Here is a 20,366-nt window from a genome sequence, read left to right as displayed (position 1 = left end):
ATCCATCGCCGCAGCGGCAATTATTCGGTCAGCCGACGCAATTGCTCGACCACGTAATCCTGTTGTTCATCGCTCAGCAGCGGGAACATCGGCAGGCTGATCGCCTCAGCGTAATAACGCTCGGCTTCGGGGAAGTCGCCCTCGGCGAAGCCCAGGTCGCGATAGTACGGCTGCAGATGCACGGGAATATAGTGCAGGTTCACGCCGATGCCCGCCGCGCGCAAGCCTTCGAAGACCTGCCGGTGACTGAGACTGATGCGATCAGTCTGCAAGCGAATCACGTACAGGTGCCAAGCTGATTCTGCCTCCGGCTGAAGGCTGGGCAACGTCACTGGCAAGTACGCCAGCAAGCGCTCGTAGCGTGCCGCCAGTTCGCGGCGACGGGCGATGAAATCGTCCAGTTTGCCGAGTTGCGACAGGCCTAACGCCGCCTGCAAATCAGTGATGCGGTAATTGAAGCCAAGCTCGATCTGCTGGTAATACCACGGGCCGTGGCTCGGCTCGGTCATCTGCTGCGCATCACGGGTCATGCCGTGGCTGCGCAAACGCTGCAGGCGCTCAGCCAGTTGCGGGCGATTGGTCAACACCATGCCGCCTTCAGCGCTGGTGATGATCTTCACCGGGTGAAAGCTGAACACCGTCATCGCCGCAAACTCGCCGCACCCCACCGGGCGTCCCGCGTACGACGCACCGACCGCGTGAGAAGCATCTTCGATCACGGTGAAGTTGTAGCGCTCGGCCAGTTGCGCAATGCGGCGCATGTCGCAGCTCTGCCCGGAGAACGCCACCGCCACCAGCACTTTCGGCAGGTTGCCGTCCTGTTCGGCCTGATCGAGTTTCGCTTCTAGGGCGAAGGCATCGAGGTTCCAGGTCAGCGGATCGATATCGACGAAATCGACCTCGGCGCCGCAATAACGCCCGCAATTGGCCGAGGCGAGAAAGGTGTTCGGCGTTGTCCACAAACGATCGCCCGGCCCCAGGCCCGCGGCCAGGCAGGCAATGTGCAGCGCCGCCGTGGCGTTGCACACCGCGACGGCGAAGTCCGCCTGGCAACGTTCGGCCATCGCCTGCTCGAAGCGCTCGATGGTCGGCCCTTGGGTCAGCCAGTCTGATTGCAGCACCTCGACAACCGCATCGATGTCTGCCTGATCGAGGCTTTGCCGACCGTAGGGAATCATACCGAGAGCTTCGCGTGCAGGTCAGTGATCTGTCCGACCGAGAGGAAGTGCGGGTTGGTGTCGGAGCGGTATTCGAAATCCTCGCTCACGGCACGCCCCTGCTCGCCAAGATTGTCGACGGCAAAATCGACATCGACGCTGGTAAAGCGGATCGATGGCTGGATGGTGTAGTGATCCTCAAACTCAAGGGTCATCCGCGCATCGTCCAGCGGCACCATCAATTCATGCAGCTTCTCGCCTGGACGAATGCCGACGTTCTTGTGCGGCAGATGCTCGGCCATGCCCCGCGCCAGATCGACGATGCGGATCGACGGAATTTTCGGCACGAACACTTCACCACCGTGCATGCGCGCGAAGCTGTCGAGGACAAATTGCACGCCATGGTCGAGGGTGATCCAGAACCGCGTCATGCGCTCGTCGGTGATCGGCAACTCCGTAGCGCCATCGGTAATCAGCTTGCTGAAGAACGGCACCACCGAGCCACGCGAGCCCGCCACGTTGCCGTAGCGCACCACGGCAAAACGGGTTTGCTGCTCGCCGGCAATGTTGTTGGCGGCGACGAACAACTTGTCCGAGAGCAACTTGGTCGCGCCGTACAGGTTGATCGGGCTGGCCGCCTTGTCGGTCGACAGTGCCACGACTTTCTTCACGCCGTTGTCGATGGCGGCGGCAATGATGTTTTCCGCGCCGTTGACGTTGGTACGGATGCATTCAGTCGGGTTGTATTCCGCTGCCGGCACCTGCTTCAACGCGGCGGCATGCACCACGTAGTCAATGCCGCGCATGGCCTGCCGCAGGCGATCAGCATCGCGCACGTCACCGATGAAGTAACGCATGCACGGCGCATTGAACGTCTGCTGCATCTCGTACTGTTTCAGCTCGTCACGGGAGAACACCACCACGCGTTTGGGCTGGTATTGCTCCAGCAGTCGGGCGATGAATTTGCGCCCGAACGAGCCGGTGCCGCCGGAGATGAAAATCGATTTACCGTTGAACATGTCTGAATTCCTGTGTCCTGTTCGCCACGCTTAGCCGAGCAATTGCGCCCAATTGATCGGGGCACTTTCGCCCAAGGTAAAACCTTTGCCGGTCAGCGCCAGGTTGGCGTTGTACGCCGGATCCTGGGCAAAAGCCGCGCTCCACTTCTCACGCAATGCAGCCAATGCTTCAGGGGTTTGCGGCAACTCGCCGGTGTGCAACACCTGCACCAGCGGCGTCCACACGGTGAGGTAACCGGCCTGCCCGGCCTTGAGACACAGATCAACGTCACTGAAGCCGTCGGCGAAGGTCACTTCGTCCAGGCCACCCAGTGCGTTGAACAATTCTTTGCGCACCATCAGGCACACCCTCGACACCGCCGAATAGTTCTGCTCGACCGTCAGGCGCTGCATGTAACCCGCGTTAGTGTGTTTCTCGCCGATGAAGGCCGAAGCCACACCGTTATTCAGCCCGAGAATCAAACCTGCCTGGGCGATCTTGCCGTCGCGGTCCACCAGTTTGGCACCAACGATGCCGACCTCAGGACGCTGCGCGTGATTGAGCAACGACTCGATCCAGTTCGGGTTGACCACTTCACTGTCGGTGGCCAGCAGCACCAGATATTCGCCCTGCGCCTCTTGGCTGGCCGCGTTGTACAGCGCCACGGGGTCAAGCGGACGATCAGCATGCAGCACCCGCACTTTGGCGTTATGCAGCGTTCCCAGCCAGTCATTGATCTCGGCCGACTGATTCGGGTTGACCGCCACCAGCAACTCATAGCGGGTGTAACGGGTTCTGAGCAGCACGCCATCCAGGCAACGTTGCAATGCGCCAAGATCGTCGCCAGCGGGCACGATCACCGAGACCAGCGGCCGCTCGACATGGCGATAGTCGATCTGCCAGGTGCCAGGCTGCGTCGAGGTGACTTGAGCCTTGTAACCACGATTGCCCAAGTGCCGCAGCAGCGCCTGACGCTCGTGAGGATTTTCTGCCAGCTCCGGCGCCCGGGTAATCAGCAATGGTTCATCGAGATGGGCGAGGCCATCGAGGCCGCTCTGCTCGATGATGCGCAGCAGCACATCCAGTTCCAGCGCCTTGCTGAAATCGGCCTGATAACCGCCGAGCCCCGTCAGCACTTCACGACGAATCAACCAGTGCCGGGCCATCAGTGACGGAACGCTCTGCAGCAGATCGAGGTTGAAGCCCGGGCGGAACATATCCACCAGCGCACCATTTTCCTGGCGCTGGATCTCATCCGTGGCAACCGCACGCACACCCGGCGCAGCCATCAGTTCGAGACTGGCCCGCAGCAGGCCGGCAGCCGTGAACTCTTCACCCGCCTCAGCCAGCAGCAGCCAGTCGCTGGTCGACTGATTAACGCTCTGGTTGAGCTTGTCGACGAAGTTGCTTTGGGTCACGCGCACAAAGTGCAGGGTATTTTGTGCAGTGGTTGCCGCCGGCGGTTCGCCCGTGGTGAAGACCACAACCTTGAAGGCTTTGCTGTGACCTTCGAGCAAGCTGTCCAGGGTGATCTGCAACTTGTCGATGTCGTTATCCAGATCGAGCAGGAAAATGCCGAACTGCGGACCACCGGCATTGTCTGCCAGGTGACCGGCAATCGCCGCGGCCTGCTCGGTATCCGGCTCACGTGCAGCGAGCCACTCGAGCAGTCGGCCGGTGAGCATCTTGGCGAATGTCGGCTGATGACCTTCGAGCAACACCGTGTCCAGACGCGCGACCCAGTCGCGCAGGACGGGCACGTCGTCTTCCTCGTCCAGCGGTTGCAATTGCGCGATCAGTTGCTTGATCACCGCGCGATTGAACACGTTGGCGTCGTGCGCCTGCCACAAGCGGTCAAGCACGCTTTGCGGGGTGTCATTGTTGCGTGCCAGCATCAGGCTCTGCTGGCGAGCCCAGATACCTTCCAGTTCCTGGAGCTGAACGCGTCCGGCAGGCATCGCGTGCAACAGAAACTCGAATTGCGTCAGTTGATCGAAAAACACCTGATTGTAGAACGGCATTTCCACGTATTGCTTCGGACCGAACCGACGCTGCGGGTCCGTCGCGATATCGACCCAGGTCGACTCGAAAATCAACTCGGCGGTGAGTGCCCGATAGTTCTTCAGGCTGTCGGCCAGCGTGGCAAAACTCTTCAGAGCAAACTGTTTGCCCTGCTGTGGATCCTGATGCTGGAGCTGGGTCGGCAACCCTGCGAGGAATTCGGCAAACGCTTCACGTCCGGCCACGCTCTTGGCGTCCATATAGGCCAGCGTGTGATAAATCTCGGTGTTGTGATCGGACTGGCCATAGTTGATTTCGCGCACGACATAAGGAATCGGCAGAATCCGCACCTTGCCCCGAGCCAGCATGTAAAAGGTGTGACCGACTTCCTGCCACTGGAAGATCGTGTCTTGCGGCATGGCTGCGTACCAGTCGCGCAAGATCGCCGTACGCTGCACGGCATAGAACGGCGGCAGGTACTGATGCATGTAATCGAGCAGACGCTCCTCGGCCTGATCGGCGGAGTAGTCTTCGCAGACTTTCTTGTCCCGCCGGAAGTAATTGACGCTGTTGGCGAATGCCAGATACATCAGGCTGTAGCCGTGGCACAGGCTGTAATCGGGGTTGGCCTCCATGAATGCCACGGCTTCGTGCAGGGCATCATGCACCAGGAAGTCGTCGTCGGCGGCAAACACCATGTAAGGCGTTTGCAGCTGCTCGACACCGTAAGCCAGCTTGGCGCGAATCCCCCAGTAGCCGAACTGCGGCAAGTGCTGATAATCCACGTGGGTGAATTCGGCAGGGATGCCCGTCAGCGCCACCGCCGACGAATCCAGCACCAGAATCCTGCACGGCAAACTGCTGTAGAAGCGAATGGCTCTACGCAAAAACGCCGGGCGTTCGTGGGAGATCAGCACGACGGTCAACTGTTCGTTGAGTGCCAGATCGGTTCCTGAAGTGTTCTTGCCTTGCATATATTCCCCACAAACGGCGCGTCGCCGAAAACTCATCGTTGTTGTGTCGATTAACGCACGCGACGCAGATAACCATCCGGCGCGACTGTGATCAGCAATTTGCTGTGAATCGCCTGATCGATCTCGAAATCGCGATTCTCTTCCAGGTAAGCCCAGACCGCGGTTTTCGGGTTGTCACCCTTGCCCCACGGACGATCCGGGAACGCATCGGCCGGCATGTCTTCGACCACGGTGTCCATGACCACGCAATAGCTGTCCACCGAAACCAAAGGTGCATACAGACGCAGTTCTTCGAGGACATGCTCGTGGGTGTGGTTGGAGTCCAGCACCACCAGCACTTTTTTGCCCTGCACGCGCTCGCGCACCTGATCGACGATGGCGTTATCGATGCTCGAACCCTGGATCATGCTGATGCGTTTGAACATCGGGTGCGCTTCGATGGCTTCGCGGTTGTGCTCGCGAATATCGATGTCGATACCCAGTACTTCGCCATGCCCGATCAGTTCCAGGATCGAGGCGTAGAACACCAGCGAACCGCCGTGCGCGATACCCGTCTCGACGATCACGTCCGGACGCAGGTTCCAGATGATTTCCTGCATCGCGACCATGTCCTGCGGGAACTGAATGATCGGCCGGCCCATCCAGCTGAAGTTGTAGGTGTACTTGTGCTTGGCCGTGGTGCCGACCCAGTTCAGAGACTCGGTCTGCAAGGCCTTGTCTTTCTGCAGGCCTTCGATGTTGGCTTTTACTTCTTCGCGAAACTGTTCATGCGGATTCATTGCAACTCTCCAAAAATTCGGGAAACGGCTTACCTGAACACCCTGGCATCCGGGTAAGGCACTGCATTGGTCTTGATGATCCTGGCGGGATTGCCCACCACGACCGAAAAATCCGGAACATCTTTGGTCACTACCGCACCGGCACCGATGGTTACCCAGCGACCGATGCGCAGGCGCGGCAGGATCGTGGCGTTGGTGCCGATAAAGGTCCCGTCGCCGATTTCCACGCAACCGGCGATACACACACCCGGCGCCATGAACACCGAGTGGCCGATCTGCCCTTCATGCCCCACGACACTGCCGGCGCTGATGCTGGTGTTGTCGCCCAGTGTCACTTCAGCCTGCATCAGCACGCCTTCCTGCAGATAACTGCCCTGCCCCATGCGGATCATGCTCAGGTCGATCCCCGGATGAACGAACTGACCGAGGCACGCACCGGCATCCACCAGCTGACAGGTGGTTTCGTAGCGTAACCGGGTACTGCCAGTGATCAGATTGACGAAGCGCACGTCCTCGCCATTGAGCTCGCCGACAAGTTCGCAACCACCGAGCACCGGCACCCCATGAAACAGCGTGCCGTGCTTGCGCGGATCGTTGTCGAGGAAGGCGAATTCGACGTTCGGCGAGCTGCGCTTGACGGCGTGCAGCATGCGCACCGCTTCCGGGTTGGCGGCCCCCAGCAGATACAGCTTCACACTGTGTGCCCGCGAGCCAGCAGATCCAGCACCACTTGCACCACACGCTGCTGATCGGCGTCGGTCATGTCGTGATAGCTCGGCAGGTTGAAGGCGCGCTCCGGCAAGGCAAACGCCAGCGGCGTGTCGACCGCGTATGCGCTGAACATCGGCAGCGACGACAGCGGCCAGAAAAACACCCGCGCGTCGATGTCGGCGGCCTGGAAGGCGGCGATCATTTGCTCGCGATGGATACCGGTGTCGGCATCGAACACCACGGTCGGCATCCAGTAGCCATTACGGCCATGGGCCGGTTCGGGATTGAGCGACACACCCGGTACGCCTTCGAGCGCCCGCGCGTAGTTGGCAAAAATCGCCCGTTTGCGTTCGATCAACTCATCGATTCGCTCGACCTGGGCACAGCCGACAGCGGCCTGCAGATTGCTCATCTTGTATTTGAAGCCGACGAACTCCGGCCAGAACTGCTTGGTGCAACCTGCCACACGACCATGGTTGGACAGGGTCAGGACCCGCTCATACAAAGCCTTGTCCGAGGTGACGAACATGCCACCCTCACCGGTGGTCATGGTCTTGGTGCCATGAAACGAAAAAGCGCCGAAAGCCCCCAGCGAACCGGCAGCCTTGCCGCGCCATTGCGAGCCGATGGCTTCCGCCGCGTCTTCGATCACCGGGATGCCGAACTCGCGACCGATGGCGAGCAGCGCGTCCATGTCACACAGATTGCCGTACAGATGCACCGCAAGAATCGCCTTGGTGCGCGGGGTGATCGCCTTTCTGACCATCTGCGGGTCCAGGCACCAGCTGTCCGCCAGTACATCGACAAACACCGGCGTGGCGCCCAGGTAAGTGATCGGTGCCGCCGAGGCAATCCAGTTGGTGTTGGCCAGGATCACTTCGTCGCCAGCGCCGACACCCAGCGCGGCCATGCCCATGTGCAGCGCACCGGTGCAACTGGAAGTGGCGATGGCGTAGGTGGCGCCCAGATGCTCGGCAAAGCCGTGCTCGAAACGTGTCAGGTATTCGTAGCAACGTGCGCCCCAACCGTTCTGCACGGCGTCCAGGGCGTACTGCGCTTCGAGTTCGCCAACGCTGGGTTTGGTGTAATGAATTCTGCTCATTGGATGCTCAACTCCGGAACGGCGACGACAAAGCGTGCGCCCCATGCCTTGGCCGCAGACAGTTGCTGCGTCACTTCGCTCAACAGGTTCCACGGCAACACCAGAATGTAGTCCGGCTGCTCCTGGGCAATCCGCTCAGGCGCAACAATCGGGATGCGGCTGCCCGGCAGGAACTTGCCCTGCTTGTGCGGGTTGGCATCGGCCACCCAGGCCAGCAAATCCGCTTTGACCCCAGCGTAATTGAGCAAGGTGTTGCCCTTCGCGGCAGCGCCATAACCGACCACACGCTTGCCTTCAGCCTTGGCCTGTAACAGAAAGCGCAGCAATTGATGCTTGATGCTTTCTGCCGCAGGGGCGAGCGAGGCGTAGTACTCAGCGGTTTTCACCCCGGCAGCGAGTTCGGCCTGCAGTTGCTGCTGCACCGCCGCTTGCACCGGGCGACGCTGGCCGTCCTTGCGCTGCACGAACACCCGCAGCGAGCCGCCGTGCGTCGGTAGCTGGCTGACGTCGAACACTTCCAGACCATTGCGCTCGCACAGGGTCTGCACGGCCGTCAACGACAGGTAGGAATAGTGCTCGTGATAGAGCGTGTCGAACTGCGCGCCCGCCATCAGCGTCAGCAGTTGCGGGAATTCGAACGTGGCCACGCCGGTCGGCTTGAGCAGCGTCGCGAAACCGCCGAGGAAATCGTTGATGTCCGGCACATGCGCGAGCACGTTGTTGGCTGCCATCAGATCAGCGCCCCAGCCCTCGCTTTGCAACTGCGCGGCGGTGTCGCGACCGAAGAACAGCTCACGAATCTGCAGACCTTTTTCCCGCGCTGCCTGTGCGGTGCTGCGGGTCGGCTCGACACCCAGGCACGGGATGCCACGCGCGGCGACGTATTGCAGCAGGTAGCCGTCGTTGGCGGCGACTTCCACCACGCGGCTGTCGGCGCTCAGGCCGAAGCGCTCGACCATCTCGGCGACATAGCGCTCGGCATGGGCCAGCCACGTGCTGGAGAACGAACTGAAGTAAGCGTACTCGGCGTCGAACAGGCTGTCGGCGCTGGTGTAATCCTCGGTCTGTACCAGCCAGCATTGCTGGCACACCGCGACTTTCAGCGGCACCCACTGCTCGGCCTGCTCCAGGCGATCAGCGTGGACGTAGGCGTTGGACGGCGGCGAGGTGCCGAGGTCGATCAGCGGCAGACTCAGCGGTGCGGCGCACCCACGGCAGTTCATAGACGCACTCCAGCAAAGTGTTGATCGAGCGCGGGATGGCTGGAATCACGCGCTGACAAATTATTGACAGGCAACGGCCAGGCAATCGCCAGCCGTGGATCGTTCACCGACAGACCGCCCTCGTGCTCGGGTGCGTAATCGGCGCTGTGCAGGTAAAGCAATTCGGCATCTTCGGTGAGGGTCTGGAAACCGTGGGCGAACCCGGCAGGGATCAACAGGCTGCGACCGTCACCGGCCTTCAGATGCTCGGCGTGCCAGTGCAGAAACGTTTCCGAGTCGGGGCGCAAATCCACCGCCACGTCCCACACTTCACCGCGCAGGCAGGTGATCAGTTTCGCTTCCGGGGCGTTGCCATTCTGATAATGCAGGCCACGCACACTGCCCTTCTCGCGGGTGCAGGAATGGTTGATCTGACGGATATGAAATTCACTGCCGAACGCACTCAGACTGCCCTCGCAGAACAGCCGGGCGAAGTGCCCGCGCTGATCTTCGAAACGCTTGTGCTGAACGCTGAACAGTCCGGCCAGCGGCAACGCCTTCAGGGAAAACTCGCTCACAGCGCGCCTCGGTACAGGTTCAATTGGCCGAGGGTGACGGTGCGCATGTCATCGCCGTTCTGCCACGCCAGGTGCCAGTCGAGGGTTTGGGTCAGACAGGCCTGCAAGGTCCAGCGTGGCTGCCAGCCAAGCACTTGGCGCGCGCGACTGCTGTCCAGACGCAACAGTCCCGCTTCGTGCAGTTCGCTTTTCTCGATGCGCAGACCGCGCGCCTGCGGCCAGCGGCTGGCAAGCAGTTCGACCACTTCGCCAACGCTGCACATGTCCGCCTCGCCTGGGCCGAAGTTCCACGCCCCGGCGTACTCCGGCCCTTGTTCGTAGAGGCCGGCGGCCAGTTGCAGATAACCGGCCAGCGGCTCCAGCGCGTGCTGCCACGGGCGCACGGCCTGCGGGTAGCGCAAGGTCACCGGCTCGTCGGCGGTCCACGCTTTGAGCACGTCGGGAATCAGTCGCTCAGGGGCAAAATCGCCGCCGCCGAGGACGTTGCCGGCACGCGCGGTGGCCAGGGCCAGACCGTGTTCGGCGTACTTGTCCGCTGGGAAAAACGACGCGGCATAGGATTGTGCGAGCAGTTCACAGCAGGCCTTGCTGCTGCTGTAAGGATCGTGGCCACCAAGGGCTTCGTCTTCGCGGTACGGCCACAGCCATTCCTTGTTGGCGTAGACCTTGTCGGTGGTCACCAGCACGCAGGCGCGCACGCAACCGACCTGACGAATCGCTTCGAGCAGGTTCAGCGTGCCCATGACGTTACTGGAGTAAGTGCCGAGCGGATCGCGATAGCCTTCGCGCACCAACGGCTGCGCGGCCAGGTGCAGAACGATCTCCGGCTCGGTGTCGGCGATGATTTCCAGCAAGGCGCCGAGATCTCGCAGATCACCGCGCTGATCGTTGATGCCTTCGTGCACCCGCGCCAGTTCGAACAGGCTCGGCTCGGTCGACGGATCCAGAGAAAAGCCGCTGACTTGCGCGCCGAGGCTTTGCAGCCACAGGGTCAGCCAGCTGCCTTTGAAACCGGTATGTCCGGTGACGAGAACGCGTTTGCCGCGCCAGAAATCCGCGCTCAGTCCCATTGCTTCCATGGGGCCTCCCCGCTCTGCCACAGGGCTTCGAGGTGGTTCTTGTCGCGCAGGGTGTCCATGGGTTGCCAGAAACCGTCGTGCTGAAACGCCATCAGCTCACCGCGGGCGGCCAGGCCGTCCAGTGGACCGGATTCCCAAGAGGTCGAATCGCCTTCGATCAGCGGCAGGACCTTGGGTGACAGCACGAAAAAGCCGCCATTGATCCAGCCTCCGTCGCCGCGTGGCTTCTCGGTGAAACCCAGCACCCGGTCGCCTTCGCGATCCAGCGCACCGTAGCGTCCCGGCGGTTGTACGGCGGTGACGGTGGCCAGTTTGCCGTGAGTCAGGTGGAAATCGACCAACGCGCTGATGTTCAAATCGGAAACGCCGTCGCCATAGGTGAAGCAGAAGGCTTCCTCATCTTCCAGATAGCGCGCGGCTCGCCCCAGGCGGCCACCGGTCATGGTTTCTTCACCGGTATCGATCAGCGTCACACGCCATGGCTCGCTGTAATTCTGGTGAACGTCCATGCGGTTTTCACGCATGTCGAAGGTCACATCGGAGGTGTGCAGGAAGTAGTTGGCGAAGAAATCCTTGATCGCGTACCCCTTGTAGCCCAGGCAAATCACGAAGTCGTGAATCCCATGGGCGGAGTACTGCTTCATGATGTGCCAGAGAATTGGCTTGCCGCCAATCTCGATCATCGGCTTGGGCTTGAGGTGCGACTCTTCACTGATGCGCGTGCCCAGACCACCCGCCAAAATAACTGCCTTCATCCTCTCCCCTCTCGTTCGTCACAGCGCTGCGCGTCGCTTTCTTGAGCGTTGCGGCCTTCTGGCTAAACCTTTCTGCCGTTTCGGGCGCAGGGGCAATGACCGCGAGCGCTCGTTTTATGGCGATTTGAGGGGGACTTGCAGGAAACGCGCCAGCTCGACAGGTATTGTGTCAGCGGAAGATGAAGCAAAAAAAAGAATGAATCCGGCGGTGGATTCATTCCTTTCATTGAGCCACGCCATGGGCGTTGAGCGATTGAAACAACCCGTACGGGGCCTTGCTCAATGCAACCCTGCCGCTTTGCAGGCATCGACGAAATTCACACCCTTTTTATCCATGGCAGTTTTGACCTGGGCGTTGGCTTTTTGCAGGGCCGCGCTGGGTTTGGCCCACTGCTCGGGCGGCAGGGGTTGCGACCAGGCTTGCACGCTTTGCGGCAGGGTCGGGCGGCCCTTGCGGTGGGCCCACTCGGCGATCAGGTAGGGCATTTTCCAGAACGTCAGAACGCGGCGGACGTACCACCAGCGCAGGGGCCATCTCGTGGGTTGTGGGTATCCATAACGCTTGCGATAGTCATCATCCATGCCGTCATCGAGATCGCCCATAAATCGGGCGTCGAGGCGTTCGATTTCAAACGTGTGCAGCCCTTCATACGGTTTGAGTTCGTCTTCGCTCAAAGTGATGCCCAGCGCCGCCAGCATGGGGCTTGGCGTATCCACCAACTCCCCTTCTTCCATGTAATTGCGAATCGACGTCCACATGCCCAGTGCATGCGCGTCACTGGGTTGGGCCGAGAGGATGAATTGCACGGTGTCGTGCTCGTCGTCCTCCAGCCCCATGCCGAAGGTGTAATCGCGCATGGCGCCGTAGCTGGTGACACCCTGACTGCGAGCGACCCACGCCACTACGCTTTCCCACGGCACGATGAGGACGCGATGGGTGGTGTCGTCGATGTAGCAGACTTCGCGGCGTTGGCGGTTGAAGCGCACGGGGTAGCTTTTGGCTAGGGTGCGGACGTTGGAGAGCATGCCGTAGATGAAGGCGCCGATGGGAATGATGAGTAAAAGCGAACCTGTCGCGAACACTTGTGCTACATCCCAAATAATGTCGAAAAACTTACGGTCAATCTCTGGAGGACTTGCAATAACGAGCCATAAACAAATGAGTACAGGCGCGATAAAAGCTAAGGCGAAGGCGAACCATATTTGGATGGCCAATCTCTTTCCCAACTCAACCATTCCGAAATTACTTCCGCCTAGCTCCAGATAGATCTCGTTCATCGCCGAGAAAGTACGACGAGACACCTGTGCCTGCCCGGTGTAAACCGGCAACGGCGCCAGAAACAGTGTTTCGTTCAAGCCCCTGACCCGCAGTTCGCCCGCACTCGGCCGTCGGCTACGAATGTCCGGCGCCGGCTCTGTGGTTTCTGGTTTGTTTTTGCGTTTGAACAGTTTGCTAAACATCGACAGTCGCCATTTCGTCGCGGGTGAACAATCAGTACGGGGCCTTGCTCAATGCAACCCGGCCGCTTTGCAGGCATCGACGAAGTTGACACCCTTTTTATCCATGGCAGTTTTGACTTGGGCGTTGGCTTTTTGCAGGGCCGCGCTGGGTTTGGCCCATTGCTCGGGCGGCAGGGGTTGCGACCAGGCTTGCACGCTTTGCGGCAGGGTCGGGCGGCCCTTTCGGTGGGCCCACTCGGCGATCAGGTAGGGCATTTTCCAGAACGTCAGCACGCGGCGGACGTACCACCAGCGCAGGGGCCATGGCGTGCGCTTGGAGTAGCCCCAACGCTTTCGTTCTTCGGCAGTCAGGTGCCCACCGCCGTCGTCCAATCGACCCAATGCTCTGGCGTCGAGGCGTTCGATTTCAAACGTATGCAACCCTTCATACGGTTTGAGTTCGTCTTCGCTCAAAGTGATGCCCAGCGCCGCGAGCATGGGGTTTGGTGTATCCACCAACTCCCCGTCTTCCATGTAATTGCGAATCGACGTCCACATGCCCAGTGCATGCGCGTCACTGGGTTGGGCCGAGAGGATGAATTGTACGGTGTCGTGCTCGTCGTCCTCCAACCCCATGCCGAAAGTGTAATCGCGCGTGGCGCCGTAGCTGGTGACACCCTGACTGCGAGCGACCCACGCCACCACGCTTTCCCACGGCACGATGAGGACGCGATGGGTGGTGTCGTCGATGTAGCAGACTTCGCGGCGTTGGCGGTTGAAGCGCACCGGATAGCTTTTGGCTAGGGTGCGGACGTTGGACAGCATGCCGTAGATGAAGCCACCAAGGGGGATCATGGATAAAAGGCAAACCACGACGCCAACTTGAAAGAAAGTTAGTAGCTCATGAACAGGGTCCCTGAAGTTTTCTGGATAAAAGAGCGCCCCGTACATGACGAGCAGGCTCGGTGCTATAAAGGCGATAAACAATACAAGCCAGATTTGAATCGCCAATCTCTTCCCTAACTCAACCATTCCGCAGTTGCTTCCCCCCAACTCCAGAAAAGTCTCATTCATCTCCGAAAAATTACGCCGAGACACTTGCGCTTGTCCGGTGTAAACCGGCAACGGCGCAAGGAACAACGTTTCATTAAAACCTTTAACCCTTAACTCTCCAGCACTGGGCCGCTGGCTGCGAATGTCCGGCGCCGGCTTTGTGGTTTCTGGTTTGTTTTTGCGTTTGAACAGTTTGCTAAACATCGACAGTCGCCATTTCGTCTCGGGTGAACAACCAGTACGGGGTCTTGCTGAATCCGTTGGGCAAGGTTTCAACAGGGTCGAGTGTAAACCGCCCTTGGGCCGGCAACCGTACACCACGCTCAGTGGCGATGCGCAGATCACGCAGGACAAAACAAGTGCGATGGATCAGATCACGCTCGGCTTCCAACTGGTATCCAATATTCAGGGCCAGAGCGAAGTCCGTCGTTTGCAAGGCATCGGCGATTGGCAACTGCAGGGTGAGTGCCTCGTCTTCCTGACTGACGACCACGGCGACTGCGGCCCATGCGGCGCTGCACTCCTGCCAGCGCCGGGGTGACAACTGGCTGTTGTAGGGGCCGGGGATCAGTGTCCCGCGGGTTTGCTGATAGGCCAACAGTTGCATTTTGCGGCTGTCCATTTCACGGGTGCGCACGCCGGGTAATCTCAGTTGCAAGAAAGTACGCTTCCCCTCGCGAATCAGTTCGCAGGTCGGTTGTTGGACCACCGTTGCCAATGCACTCCAGTCCTCTGGCAGGCTACGTCGCAGGTTGGCCGTACCCCAAGCACTGGCTTGTAGCCATTTTTGCAGGGCATCCAGATGGAAGTAGTTATATAGCCCTTCGCCAAGCAGTTGCAGGGCGGTGCCGATCAAGCCTACGAGGTTGGCTTGCGCGGCGATGCTCAACAGCCGAGGGCTGGCTTCGGCCCAAGCTAACGCCCGCAGCTCAGTAGGTTTTTTAAGTATCTCGCTGATAATCGACGTTGTGTGCTTGGCCCCCCAAGTGTTGGTGCCCACAAGAACGCCGTCACCGGCGATTTGCAAGGTTGTTGCCGCGAGAACCTGATGGTTGCCATCAGCCAATGCTTTGGTCCATTGCAAGGAGTGTTTACCAAGGTCGAAGATCGCAGCCAGACCACCTGTTATAAAGGCAGCGTCGCCGGTTATACCGGCCCAACGCCCCAGACGGCTCATGGTGTTGAGTTTTCCAGCGGCACTGTCCATTTGCTCGATATGCGCCTGAAGGATCGTCACCGACAGCCCCTGTACCGCCGCAAAACCTGCCGCCGACACTCCAATCAAGGATTCAGCGAAAACCGCCTTATCAGCTAATGAACGATCATCCTTTTTCAGTATTGAACTCAGCGCCTCAACAAACTTCTGCCCCTGATAAACAAACAGCAACAACGCAATCCCGTCGCCCTTGGATTTCAGCGCACTCGCCATCGGCTTGCCAAACGTCCCCGTCGCGCGGAAATCACGCACGGTACGCTGCATTTCTTCACGCAACGCCGGGGCCATGCCATCGATCACCGTGCCGATTTGCCCCGGCCCGCTGGAGCCGACGGTCAGGGCGCGGCTGAGGTTTTCCTCCAGCGGCACCAGCGCGACCCTGAGCTGATTGATGCGCTGGTTGTGCACTTGCTCGCTGCCGGGCGGGGCCAGGCCGTGGATTTGCCGCGACAACTCGCGCTGACGCAGTTTGTAGCTGTCCTTGAGCTGACGACGCAGGTCGAGCGCAGCATCACGGGTCTGGTTGAACGCCTGGAATTCGGACGCCGACGCCGCCCGCAGGGTCAAGCCGCTACGAGAAAACTCGCGCAACAGTTGCAGGCGCGTTGAAATGCCAAGGCCACGGATGAAGCTGTTGGGGTCGACGTTTTGTCGCTGCCTGAATGCTGTATGAGCCGTGTCCAACTCGTCCGAAATGCTGAGCTGCCTCGCCGGGTTATACGCCCCATCCAACAAACTCTGCAGCCCACTGAACCGCGTATTCAAATCCGCAAAGTTCGGCAACCGCTCATTCATCAAAATCCTGAACTGGTTGGTCAGCACCTCCACAGCGGCCAGGCTGTCCGGTGCGGTCGCGGCCTTGATCGAGAAGTTACTCAGGTCCATGAGTTTTTTACTCACATCCATCTGATCAGCCAGGGTCAGGGTCTCCAGCCCCGGCACGACGGTGAGCAGGTTGCTTTCCAGATAGATCGCCAGTTTTTCCGTGGCTTCGCGGTTCCAGCACAGCGCGGCCACGCAGAGGAATTCGGTTTCGAGGCGATGGCGGATCTGCTCGTCGTTGTGAAAGTCGTAGTACCACGCCGCTCGATGAAAGTGGCCGGCGACGATCATGTTCAGGCGATCGTCACGAATGGCCTGCAGGCGCTTGTGCCAATGGCTCAGCAGCGTCTGCTGCCGGCTGACGAACGCCTGCATGTCGCTGCGGTTGATCAGGTGGTCGATGCCACGCTGGCCGATTTCCCTGCCGAACAGCGCCTCCCAGGTTTGCAAGTGCAGTGCGGTGATCGTGCCCTGGTGTTTTTGCCAAAGCACTTGACCTAATGCGTCCTGCAGGTCGACGGCGGCGCGGGCGTACGGATCGCTCATCGCCGCTTTTCGCCAATGAGCCTCGTCGCCAAAGATTGGCGGCCCGGCATGGTCACGCTTGGCCCGCAGGTAGTCCTGAACGGCCGCCTGCTGCTCAGCGTTGGTTTCATCCTTCAGGGCTTTGACATCGGGGTCGGTGCTGGCCAGCGCTTCAAGGCGTGCCGGGCTCATTTCGTACAACGACTGAATGTAGGCGCCAGTGAGGTACTGGCGCTGGGCGGCATCATCGCTGCTCCATTGATCGAGCCAGTCCGCGACGTTCAGCTGGGCGCTGGCCAGATCACGCATCACGCCGAAGTCGTCGCGCAAAACCAGAAACAGGTAATCGTTCTGATAAGCCCCCAGCACCTGGCTGGTGAGGGTTTCTATTGCCGTGCCCTTGAACAGTGGTGTGTCCTCCCAGACGTAGGGCTGGCGCTCTTGTGGGTTGGCGCCTTCGGGCAGATCGATTGTCGCGGGTTTTTCAGCGACCTCGGCCAGCCAGGTTTTCGTCTGACGCTGGCTCAGCAGGTTCGTGCCGCCCTTGTCCGGACAGGCACTCGCCAGTTCAACGCGTTGCATCCAGTGCTCACGCTCAGTAGCGTCCTTGAGCACTTGCGAACATTTGTAGGCCGTCCACTGAATTTCCGAATAGCTGGCGAACAACGTGTCTTGCCGGGGGAAAACCAATTGCGGCTCGCCAACCGACGTGGTGCGTGTGTCGCTGGCCACTTCCTGGCCTTTCCACACCAGTTTGCTGATTTGCCCTTGTTCAATGCGGTATTCATGTAGATAACCGCTGCCGCTATCGATGATGTACAGGTAACCGTCACGCAGCAGCCGTATGCCCAAAGGCTGGCTGTCGAGCTTGAGCGGTACGTTCAGTTCGGCTGAGGCATCGAGGTTTTCAACCAGACCGTAGCGCAGCGGCAGCAACTGCACTTTTTCGCTCATCAAGGAACATTGGCCCATGGGTGAGCGGATGTCTTGGGCGCTTTTGGTGAGGGCAGCGATATTGGCGGCGGCTGTCATGGCAAGTCTCCCGGCTGCTGAATCGAGCGCTCATGCGCCAGCTCGGCAGCGCGTTGCACGCGGCTCATCGAGGATTGCGGTGACGGCACTGTCAGCAGCTCGACAATGTCCGGATGGTTCTGCAAGGGTTGCCCGGCCAGATAGCCCAATACATTGGCGTAGAGAGTGACTTCCTGTTCTGAGGTGAAGCCTTGTTGATAGGCGTCCTGTGCTGTTTTTTCGGCAAATCGAAGGCGCTTCCGGGCTGAGCAGGACGCCATGAATCCGGGGAAATACCGCTGCAAGTGATTGTTGAGGCTGAGCACCGACTGATGAAACTGCGCCTCTCCCAGAGCGGTGAGTTCCTGTTCGGTCAACTGATAGATATCGCAGGTGTCGGAAGCTGCATGATCTGCACGTTGATGTTGAAGCCAGATGGCCTGAAGCCCATCGGGCAGACACAGGTGCTGGACCGGACCAAACCAGCGTGCGCTGTTGACCTGCTGCGCAAGGTCGAGCAATGGATGCATGACCGCTGGATCCGCAACGCGCAGCATGACTTCCACTGTGCTCGGATGTTTGACGGTGAGCAGACGACGCCAGTGTTTGCAGAGCGTTAGCGCATCGACATCGCTGAATAGCAGAAAGCCCCATTCCAGCGCGGCGTTTTCCTGAAAGTACGTCAGCAGCGGATCGTCTGCGCCTTTGAGCGTGATCAAGTACGGCGAGATATCTGCCAGCTCCTGCCAGCGTGTGCCTTGGTAGAGGCAATAAACCGGGTTGTCCCAGCGGCGCAGGCATTGCGGCAGGTTGGGGACACTGACCCCATCCAGCAGCAAGTAAGCCGGCACCGACCATGGCAGATCATCGGGTAAGGAAGGAAATTCAAGCATCGGCATCTCCGCGCTGTTGTTGAGCGGCTTCGCAAACAGCGCAGATCGGTCTTTTGGCCAACAGGGCCAGACGCTGCGATTGCACTAATACGGGGGCTTGAGGGGTGATTGCGGCAGTTGGCAGCGCAGACAACGCCGCCACTCCGACCACTGGCGCCCCGCCCTCGACGATGGCGACACTGCTGAAGATCCCGCCCGAATTGATCACGATGTGATGACCGCCGGCCGACAGCGTCAGGCTCGTACCGGCATCAATCACCACATGACTGGCCGTAACGCGTGCATGCAGGCCAGCCTGAATCACCAGCGTGCCGTCCGCCGTGGTGCTGCTATTGCCACTGATGCTGAGCACGTCGTCGGTGCCGATGACGGTGTTACGCATACCCTCAGTGGTGTGCCGTTCATCAGCCTTGATCAGGCTGGTGCTGTGGTTGTCGACCTGTTCGATGCGGTCATGACGGATCAGGCTGTGGCTGTCATTGAGGATCAGTTGTTCGAAATCACGCTCGGCGCGAAGGTAGATTTTTTCCTGGCCGGCACGGTCTTCGATCATCACTTCGTTGTAGCCGCCGGTGTGTGGTGAGCTGTGGCTGCGCAGTACGGCTCTGGTCTTGTGCTCGGGCAAGGTGTACGGCGTGGCCATGACCTTGTTGGCGATGCAGCCAGTGATCAGCGGTTGATCGGGATCGCCTTCAAGAAAGGTCACCAGCACTTCCATGCCGATGCGCGGAACAGTCACCGAACCGAAGCTTTCACCCGCCCAACTCGTCGAAACCCGAAGCCAGCAACTGCTGCTTTCACTGTTGAGTTCGGCGCGATCCCAATGGAACTCGCACTTCACGCGGCCAAATTCATCGCAGTAGATTTCTTCGCCGGGCGGCCCCGTCACTTTTGCCGTCTGGCAGACCAGCGACCGACGTGGTGCTGGCAACGGTGGGCGAAACACCACCTCGGCGGGAATCACGCTGAAGGTGTTGCGATAACCCTGAGTGAAACCATCGGCGGCTTTGACGTCGCTGGTGACGGACTCTTCCAGCACTTGGGGCTGTCGGCCCTCGTGGGTAACGCTGAGCAAGAGCCATAAATCATTGCAGCTTTTACGCGGGTGTTCGGTCAGTTCGAATAAGTGCCCGCTACGCAGGTTCGCTTGATCGCTTTGACCTTCGCCCAATTCATAGTCGCTGCGATGGCGCTCCAGCGCCTGCCGGGCCAACTGCTTGCCGCGCTTTTCGTTCTCGATCAGTAACGGGTATCGGTAGTCCTCCAGCGCCGGAGTGAAGTCGGCGGTGAATCTACTTTCGAGCAGTAGACTCGGGCGTTTGAGGTCATAGTCGCGACGGGTGATGGTGCTGGTGCGGGTGCTGGTTCGCACACTGAAGCGGCTGACCACCGAGTGCTCGGCGACCATGCCGGAGTCTTGTTGATAGGGCGTGGCACCGAGTGTGGGCAGGAACACTTGATCATCGGTGAACACCAGCAAATGGCCGTCCGCCGAGTGCTGGTGATGCCAGGCGATGCCGTCCTCCGCGCATAACCTCTGGATGAATTCAAAATCTGATTCCGCGTACTGAGTGCAGTAATCACGAGGCAGGTTCGCAGTAACGTGAAAGGTGAATGCATCACCTTGAATGCCATGTTTCTTGAGCACCTGCGCGATGATCTGCGGCACCGTGCGCTGCTGGAAAATCCGCTGATCGTGGCTGAACTGCAAGTAATACAGCGCCGGCACCAGTGTCAGGTGATAGCGGGTCAGGCGCTTGCCGGCCTCACCGACCAGGACGTCTTCGATACGCCCATGAATGCCTTCACCGTTGTGGCCAAATTGCAGAAACGCCGGTTGGCTGAGCAAGCTCTCCAAATCGAAATCCGGATATTCGCTGACCAGTTCAATGTGAATGCCGTAGAGGGTGCTGATCGCTTCGGTGCCGCTGAAGGCCAGCACCTTGAAGTCGTGACGGATAGCAGGAATGTGCAACGCAAAATGCGCCGCATTGGCCGACCGGAACATACGCTTATCCTTAAGCAAAGAGGAAAAAAGCGCGGCGTTCAAACCGTCCTTGGTCTGTGCT

The 20,366-nt window shown here is 59.8% G+C and carries 15 protein-coding genes; all 15 read right to left on the bottom strand.

The annotated features are described in order from the left end of the window. Nucleotides 1–20: 20 nt before the first annotated feature. Entirely contained in the window at nucleotides 21–1,178 is a 1,158-nt protein-coding gene (gene pseC, locus AC5SEM_RS04405; protein WP_077571642.1) for a UDP-4-amino-4,6-dideoxy-N-acetyl-beta-L-altrosamine transaminase, read from the bottom strand. Then, nucleotides 1,175–2,176 carry a UDP-N-acetylglucosamine 4,6-dehydratase (inverting) gene (gene pseB / locus AC5SEM_RS04400; protein WP_116033133.1) on the bottom strand — a complete coding sequence of 334 codons (1,002 nt, stop codon included), beginning with the start codon at nucleotides 2,174–2,176 and terminating at the stop codon, nucleotides 1,175–1,177. The genes pseC and pseB overlap by 4 nt, the downstream gene beginning before the upstream one ends. A 30-nt stretch (nucleotides 2,177–2,206) precedes the next feature. Then, nucleotides 2,207–5,131 carry a glycosyltransferase family 2 protein gene (locus AC5SEM_RS04395; RefSeq protein ID WP_495472262.1) on the bottom strand — a complete coding sequence of 975 codons (2,925 nt, stop codon included), beginning with the start codon at nucleotides 5,129–5,131 and terminating at the stop codon, nucleotides 2,207–2,209. Nucleotides 5,132–5,181: 50 nt separating this feature from the next. Beyond that, entirely contained in the window at nucleotides 5,182–5,910 is a 729-nt protein-coding gene (locus tag AC5SEM_RS04390; protein ID WP_495472261.1) for a cephalosporin hydroxylase family protein, read from the bottom strand. Between the two features lie 29 nt (nucleotides 5,911–5,939). Then, nucleotides 5,940–6,605: an acetyltransferase gene (locus tag AC5SEM_RS04385; RefSeq protein WP_495472260.1), complete on the bottom strand. Its 666-nt coding sequence runs from the start codon at nucleotides 6,603–6,605 to the stop codon at nucleotides 5,940–5,942. Continuing rightward, nucleotides 6,602–7,723, bottom strand: a complete 1,122-nt coding sequence (locus AC5SEM_RS04380; protein WP_116033122.1) for a DegT/DnrJ/EryC1/StrS family aminotransferase — start codon at nucleotides 7,721–7,723, stop codon at nucleotides 6,602–6,604. Before AC5SEM_RS04380 ends, AC5SEM_RS04385 begins: the two co-directional genes overlap by 4 nt. Next, nucleotides 7,720–8,946, bottom strand: coding sequence for a class I SAM-dependent methyltransferase (locus AC5SEM_RS04375; protein ID WP_116033119.1), 1,227 nt, complete (start codon nucleotides 8,944–8,946; stop codon nucleotides 7,720–7,722). Before AC5SEM_RS04375 ends, AC5SEM_RS04380 begins: the two co-directional genes overlap by 4 nt. Further along, nucleotides 8,943–9,503: a dTDP-4-dehydrorhamnose 3,5-epimerase family protein gene (locus AC5SEM_RS04370; RefSeq protein ID WP_116033117.1), complete on the bottom strand. Its 561-nt coding sequence runs from the start codon at nucleotides 9,501–9,503 to the stop codon at nucleotides 8,943–8,945. The genes AC5SEM_RS04375 and AC5SEM_RS04370 overlap by 4 nt, the downstream gene beginning before the upstream one ends. Continuing rightward, on the bottom strand, nucleotides 9,500–10,582 hold the full coding sequence (gene rfbG / locus AC5SEM_RS04365) for a CDP-glucose 4,6-dehydratase (protein ID WP_141128962.1): 1,083 nt from the start codon (nucleotides 10,580–10,582) through the stop codon (nucleotides 9,500–9,502). The genes AC5SEM_RS04370 and rfbG overlap by 4 nt, the downstream gene beginning before the upstream one ends. Continuing rightward, nucleotides 10,564–11,337 (bottom strand): glucose-1-phosphate cytidylyltransferase, encoded by a 774-nt coding sequence (gene rfbF / locus AC5SEM_RS04360; RefSeq protein ID WP_077571633.1) that lies wholly within the window; start codon nucleotides 11,335–11,337, stop codon nucleotides 10,564–10,566. Before rfbF ends, rfbG begins: the two co-directional genes overlap by 19 nt. Before the next feature lie 279 nt (nucleotides 11,338–11,616). Next, complete coding sequence (locus tag AC5SEM_RS04355) at nucleotides 11,617–12,798, bottom strand: hypothetical protein (protein WP_495472259.1); 1,182 nt, start codon at nucleotides 12,796–12,798, stop codon at nucleotides 11,617–11,619. A gap of 48 nt (nucleotides 12,799–12,846) precedes the next feature. Further along, nucleotides 12,847–14,034, bottom strand: a complete 1,188-nt coding sequence (locus AC5SEM_RS04350) for a hypothetical protein (RefSeq protein ID WP_495472258.1) — start codon at nucleotides 14,032–14,034, stop codon at nucleotides 12,847–12,849. Then, nucleotides 14,027–17,425 (bottom strand): toxin VasX, encoded by a 3,399-nt coding sequence (locus AC5SEM_RS04345; protein WP_495472257.1) that lies wholly within the window; start codon nucleotides 17,423–17,425, stop codon nucleotides 14,027–14,029. Before AC5SEM_RS04345 ends, AC5SEM_RS04350 begins: the two co-directional genes overlap by 8 nt. Then, nucleotides 17,422–18,297 carry a DUF4123 domain-containing protein gene (locus AC5SEM_RS04340; RefSeq protein WP_495472256.1) on the bottom strand — a complete coding sequence of 292 codons (876 nt, stop codon included), beginning with the start codon at nucleotides 18,295–18,297 and terminating at the stop codon, nucleotides 17,422–17,424. The genes AC5SEM_RS04345 and AC5SEM_RS04340 overlap by 4 nt, the downstream gene beginning before the upstream one ends. After that, a complete protein-coding gene (locus tag AC5SEM_RS04335) occupies nucleotides 18,290–20,305 on the bottom strand; it encodes a type VI secretion system Vgr family protein (RefSeq protein WP_495472255.1) in 2,016 nt (671 codons plus the stop codon). Before AC5SEM_RS04335 ends, AC5SEM_RS04340 begins: the two co-directional genes overlap by 8 nt. Nucleotides 20,306–20,366: the final 61 nt, after the last annotated feature.

The organism is Pseudomonas sp. CH61, assembly GCF_059429415.1.
Note: the sequence above shows the minus strand (reverse complement) of the source record. Positions and strands in the feature narration are given on the sequence as shown.

Excerpts from the sequence above, each read along its gene's own strand:
- pseC (WP_077571642.1), bottom strand. The coding sequence starts at position 1,178 with ATGATTCCCTACGGTCGGCAAAGCCTCGATCAGGCAGACATCGATGCG.
- pseB (WP_116033133.1), bottom strand. The coding sequence starts at position 2,176 with ATGTTCAACGGTAAATCGATTTTCATCTCCGGCGGCACCGGCTCGTTC.
- AC5SEM_RS04395 (WP_495472262.1), bottom strand. The coding sequence starts at position 5,131 with ATGCAAGGCAAGAACACTTCAGGAACCGATCTGGCACTCAACGAACAG.
- AC5SEM_RS04390 (WP_495472261.1), bottom strand. The coding sequence starts at position 5,910 with ATGAATCCGCATGAACAGTTTCGCGAAGAAGTAAAAGCCAACATCGAA.
- AC5SEM_RS04380 (WP_116033122.1), bottom strand. The coding sequence starts at position 7,723 with ATGAGCAGAATTCATTACACCAAACCCAGCGTTGGCGAACTCGAAGCG.
- AC5SEM_RS04375 (WP_116033119.1), bottom strand. The coding sequence starts at position 8,946 with ATGAACTGCCGTGGGTGCGCCGCACCGCTGAGTCTGCCGCTGATCGAC.
- rfbG (WP_141128962.1), bottom strand. The coding sequence starts at position 10,582 with ATGGAAGCAATGGGACTGAGCGCGGATTTCTGGCGCGGCAAACGCGTT.
- rfbF (WP_077571633.1), bottom strand. The coding sequence starts at position 11,337 with ATGAAGGCAGTTATTTTGGCGGGTGGTCTGGGCACGCGCATCAGTGAA.
- AC5SEM_RS04355 (WP_495472259.1), bottom strand. The coding sequence starts at position 12,798 with ATGTTTAGCAAACTGTTCAAACGCAAAAACAAACCAGAAACCACAGAG.
- AC5SEM_RS04350 (WP_495472258.1), bottom strand. The coding sequence starts at position 14,034 with ATGTTTAGCAAACTGTTCAAACGCAAAAACAAACCAGAAACCACAAAG.
- AC5SEM_RS04345 (WP_495472257.1), bottom strand. The coding sequence starts at position 17,425 with ATGACAGCCGCCGCCAATATCGCTGCCCTCACCAAAAGCGCCCAAGAC.
- AC5SEM_RS04340 (WP_495472256.1), bottom strand. The coding sequence starts at position 18,297 with ATGCTTGAATTTCCTTCCTTACCCGATGATCTGCCATGGTCGGTGCCG.
- AC5SEM_RS04335 (WP_495472255.1), bottom strand. The coding sequence starts at position 20,305 with ATGTTCCGGTCGGCCAATGCGGCGCATTTTGCGTTGCACATTCCTGCT.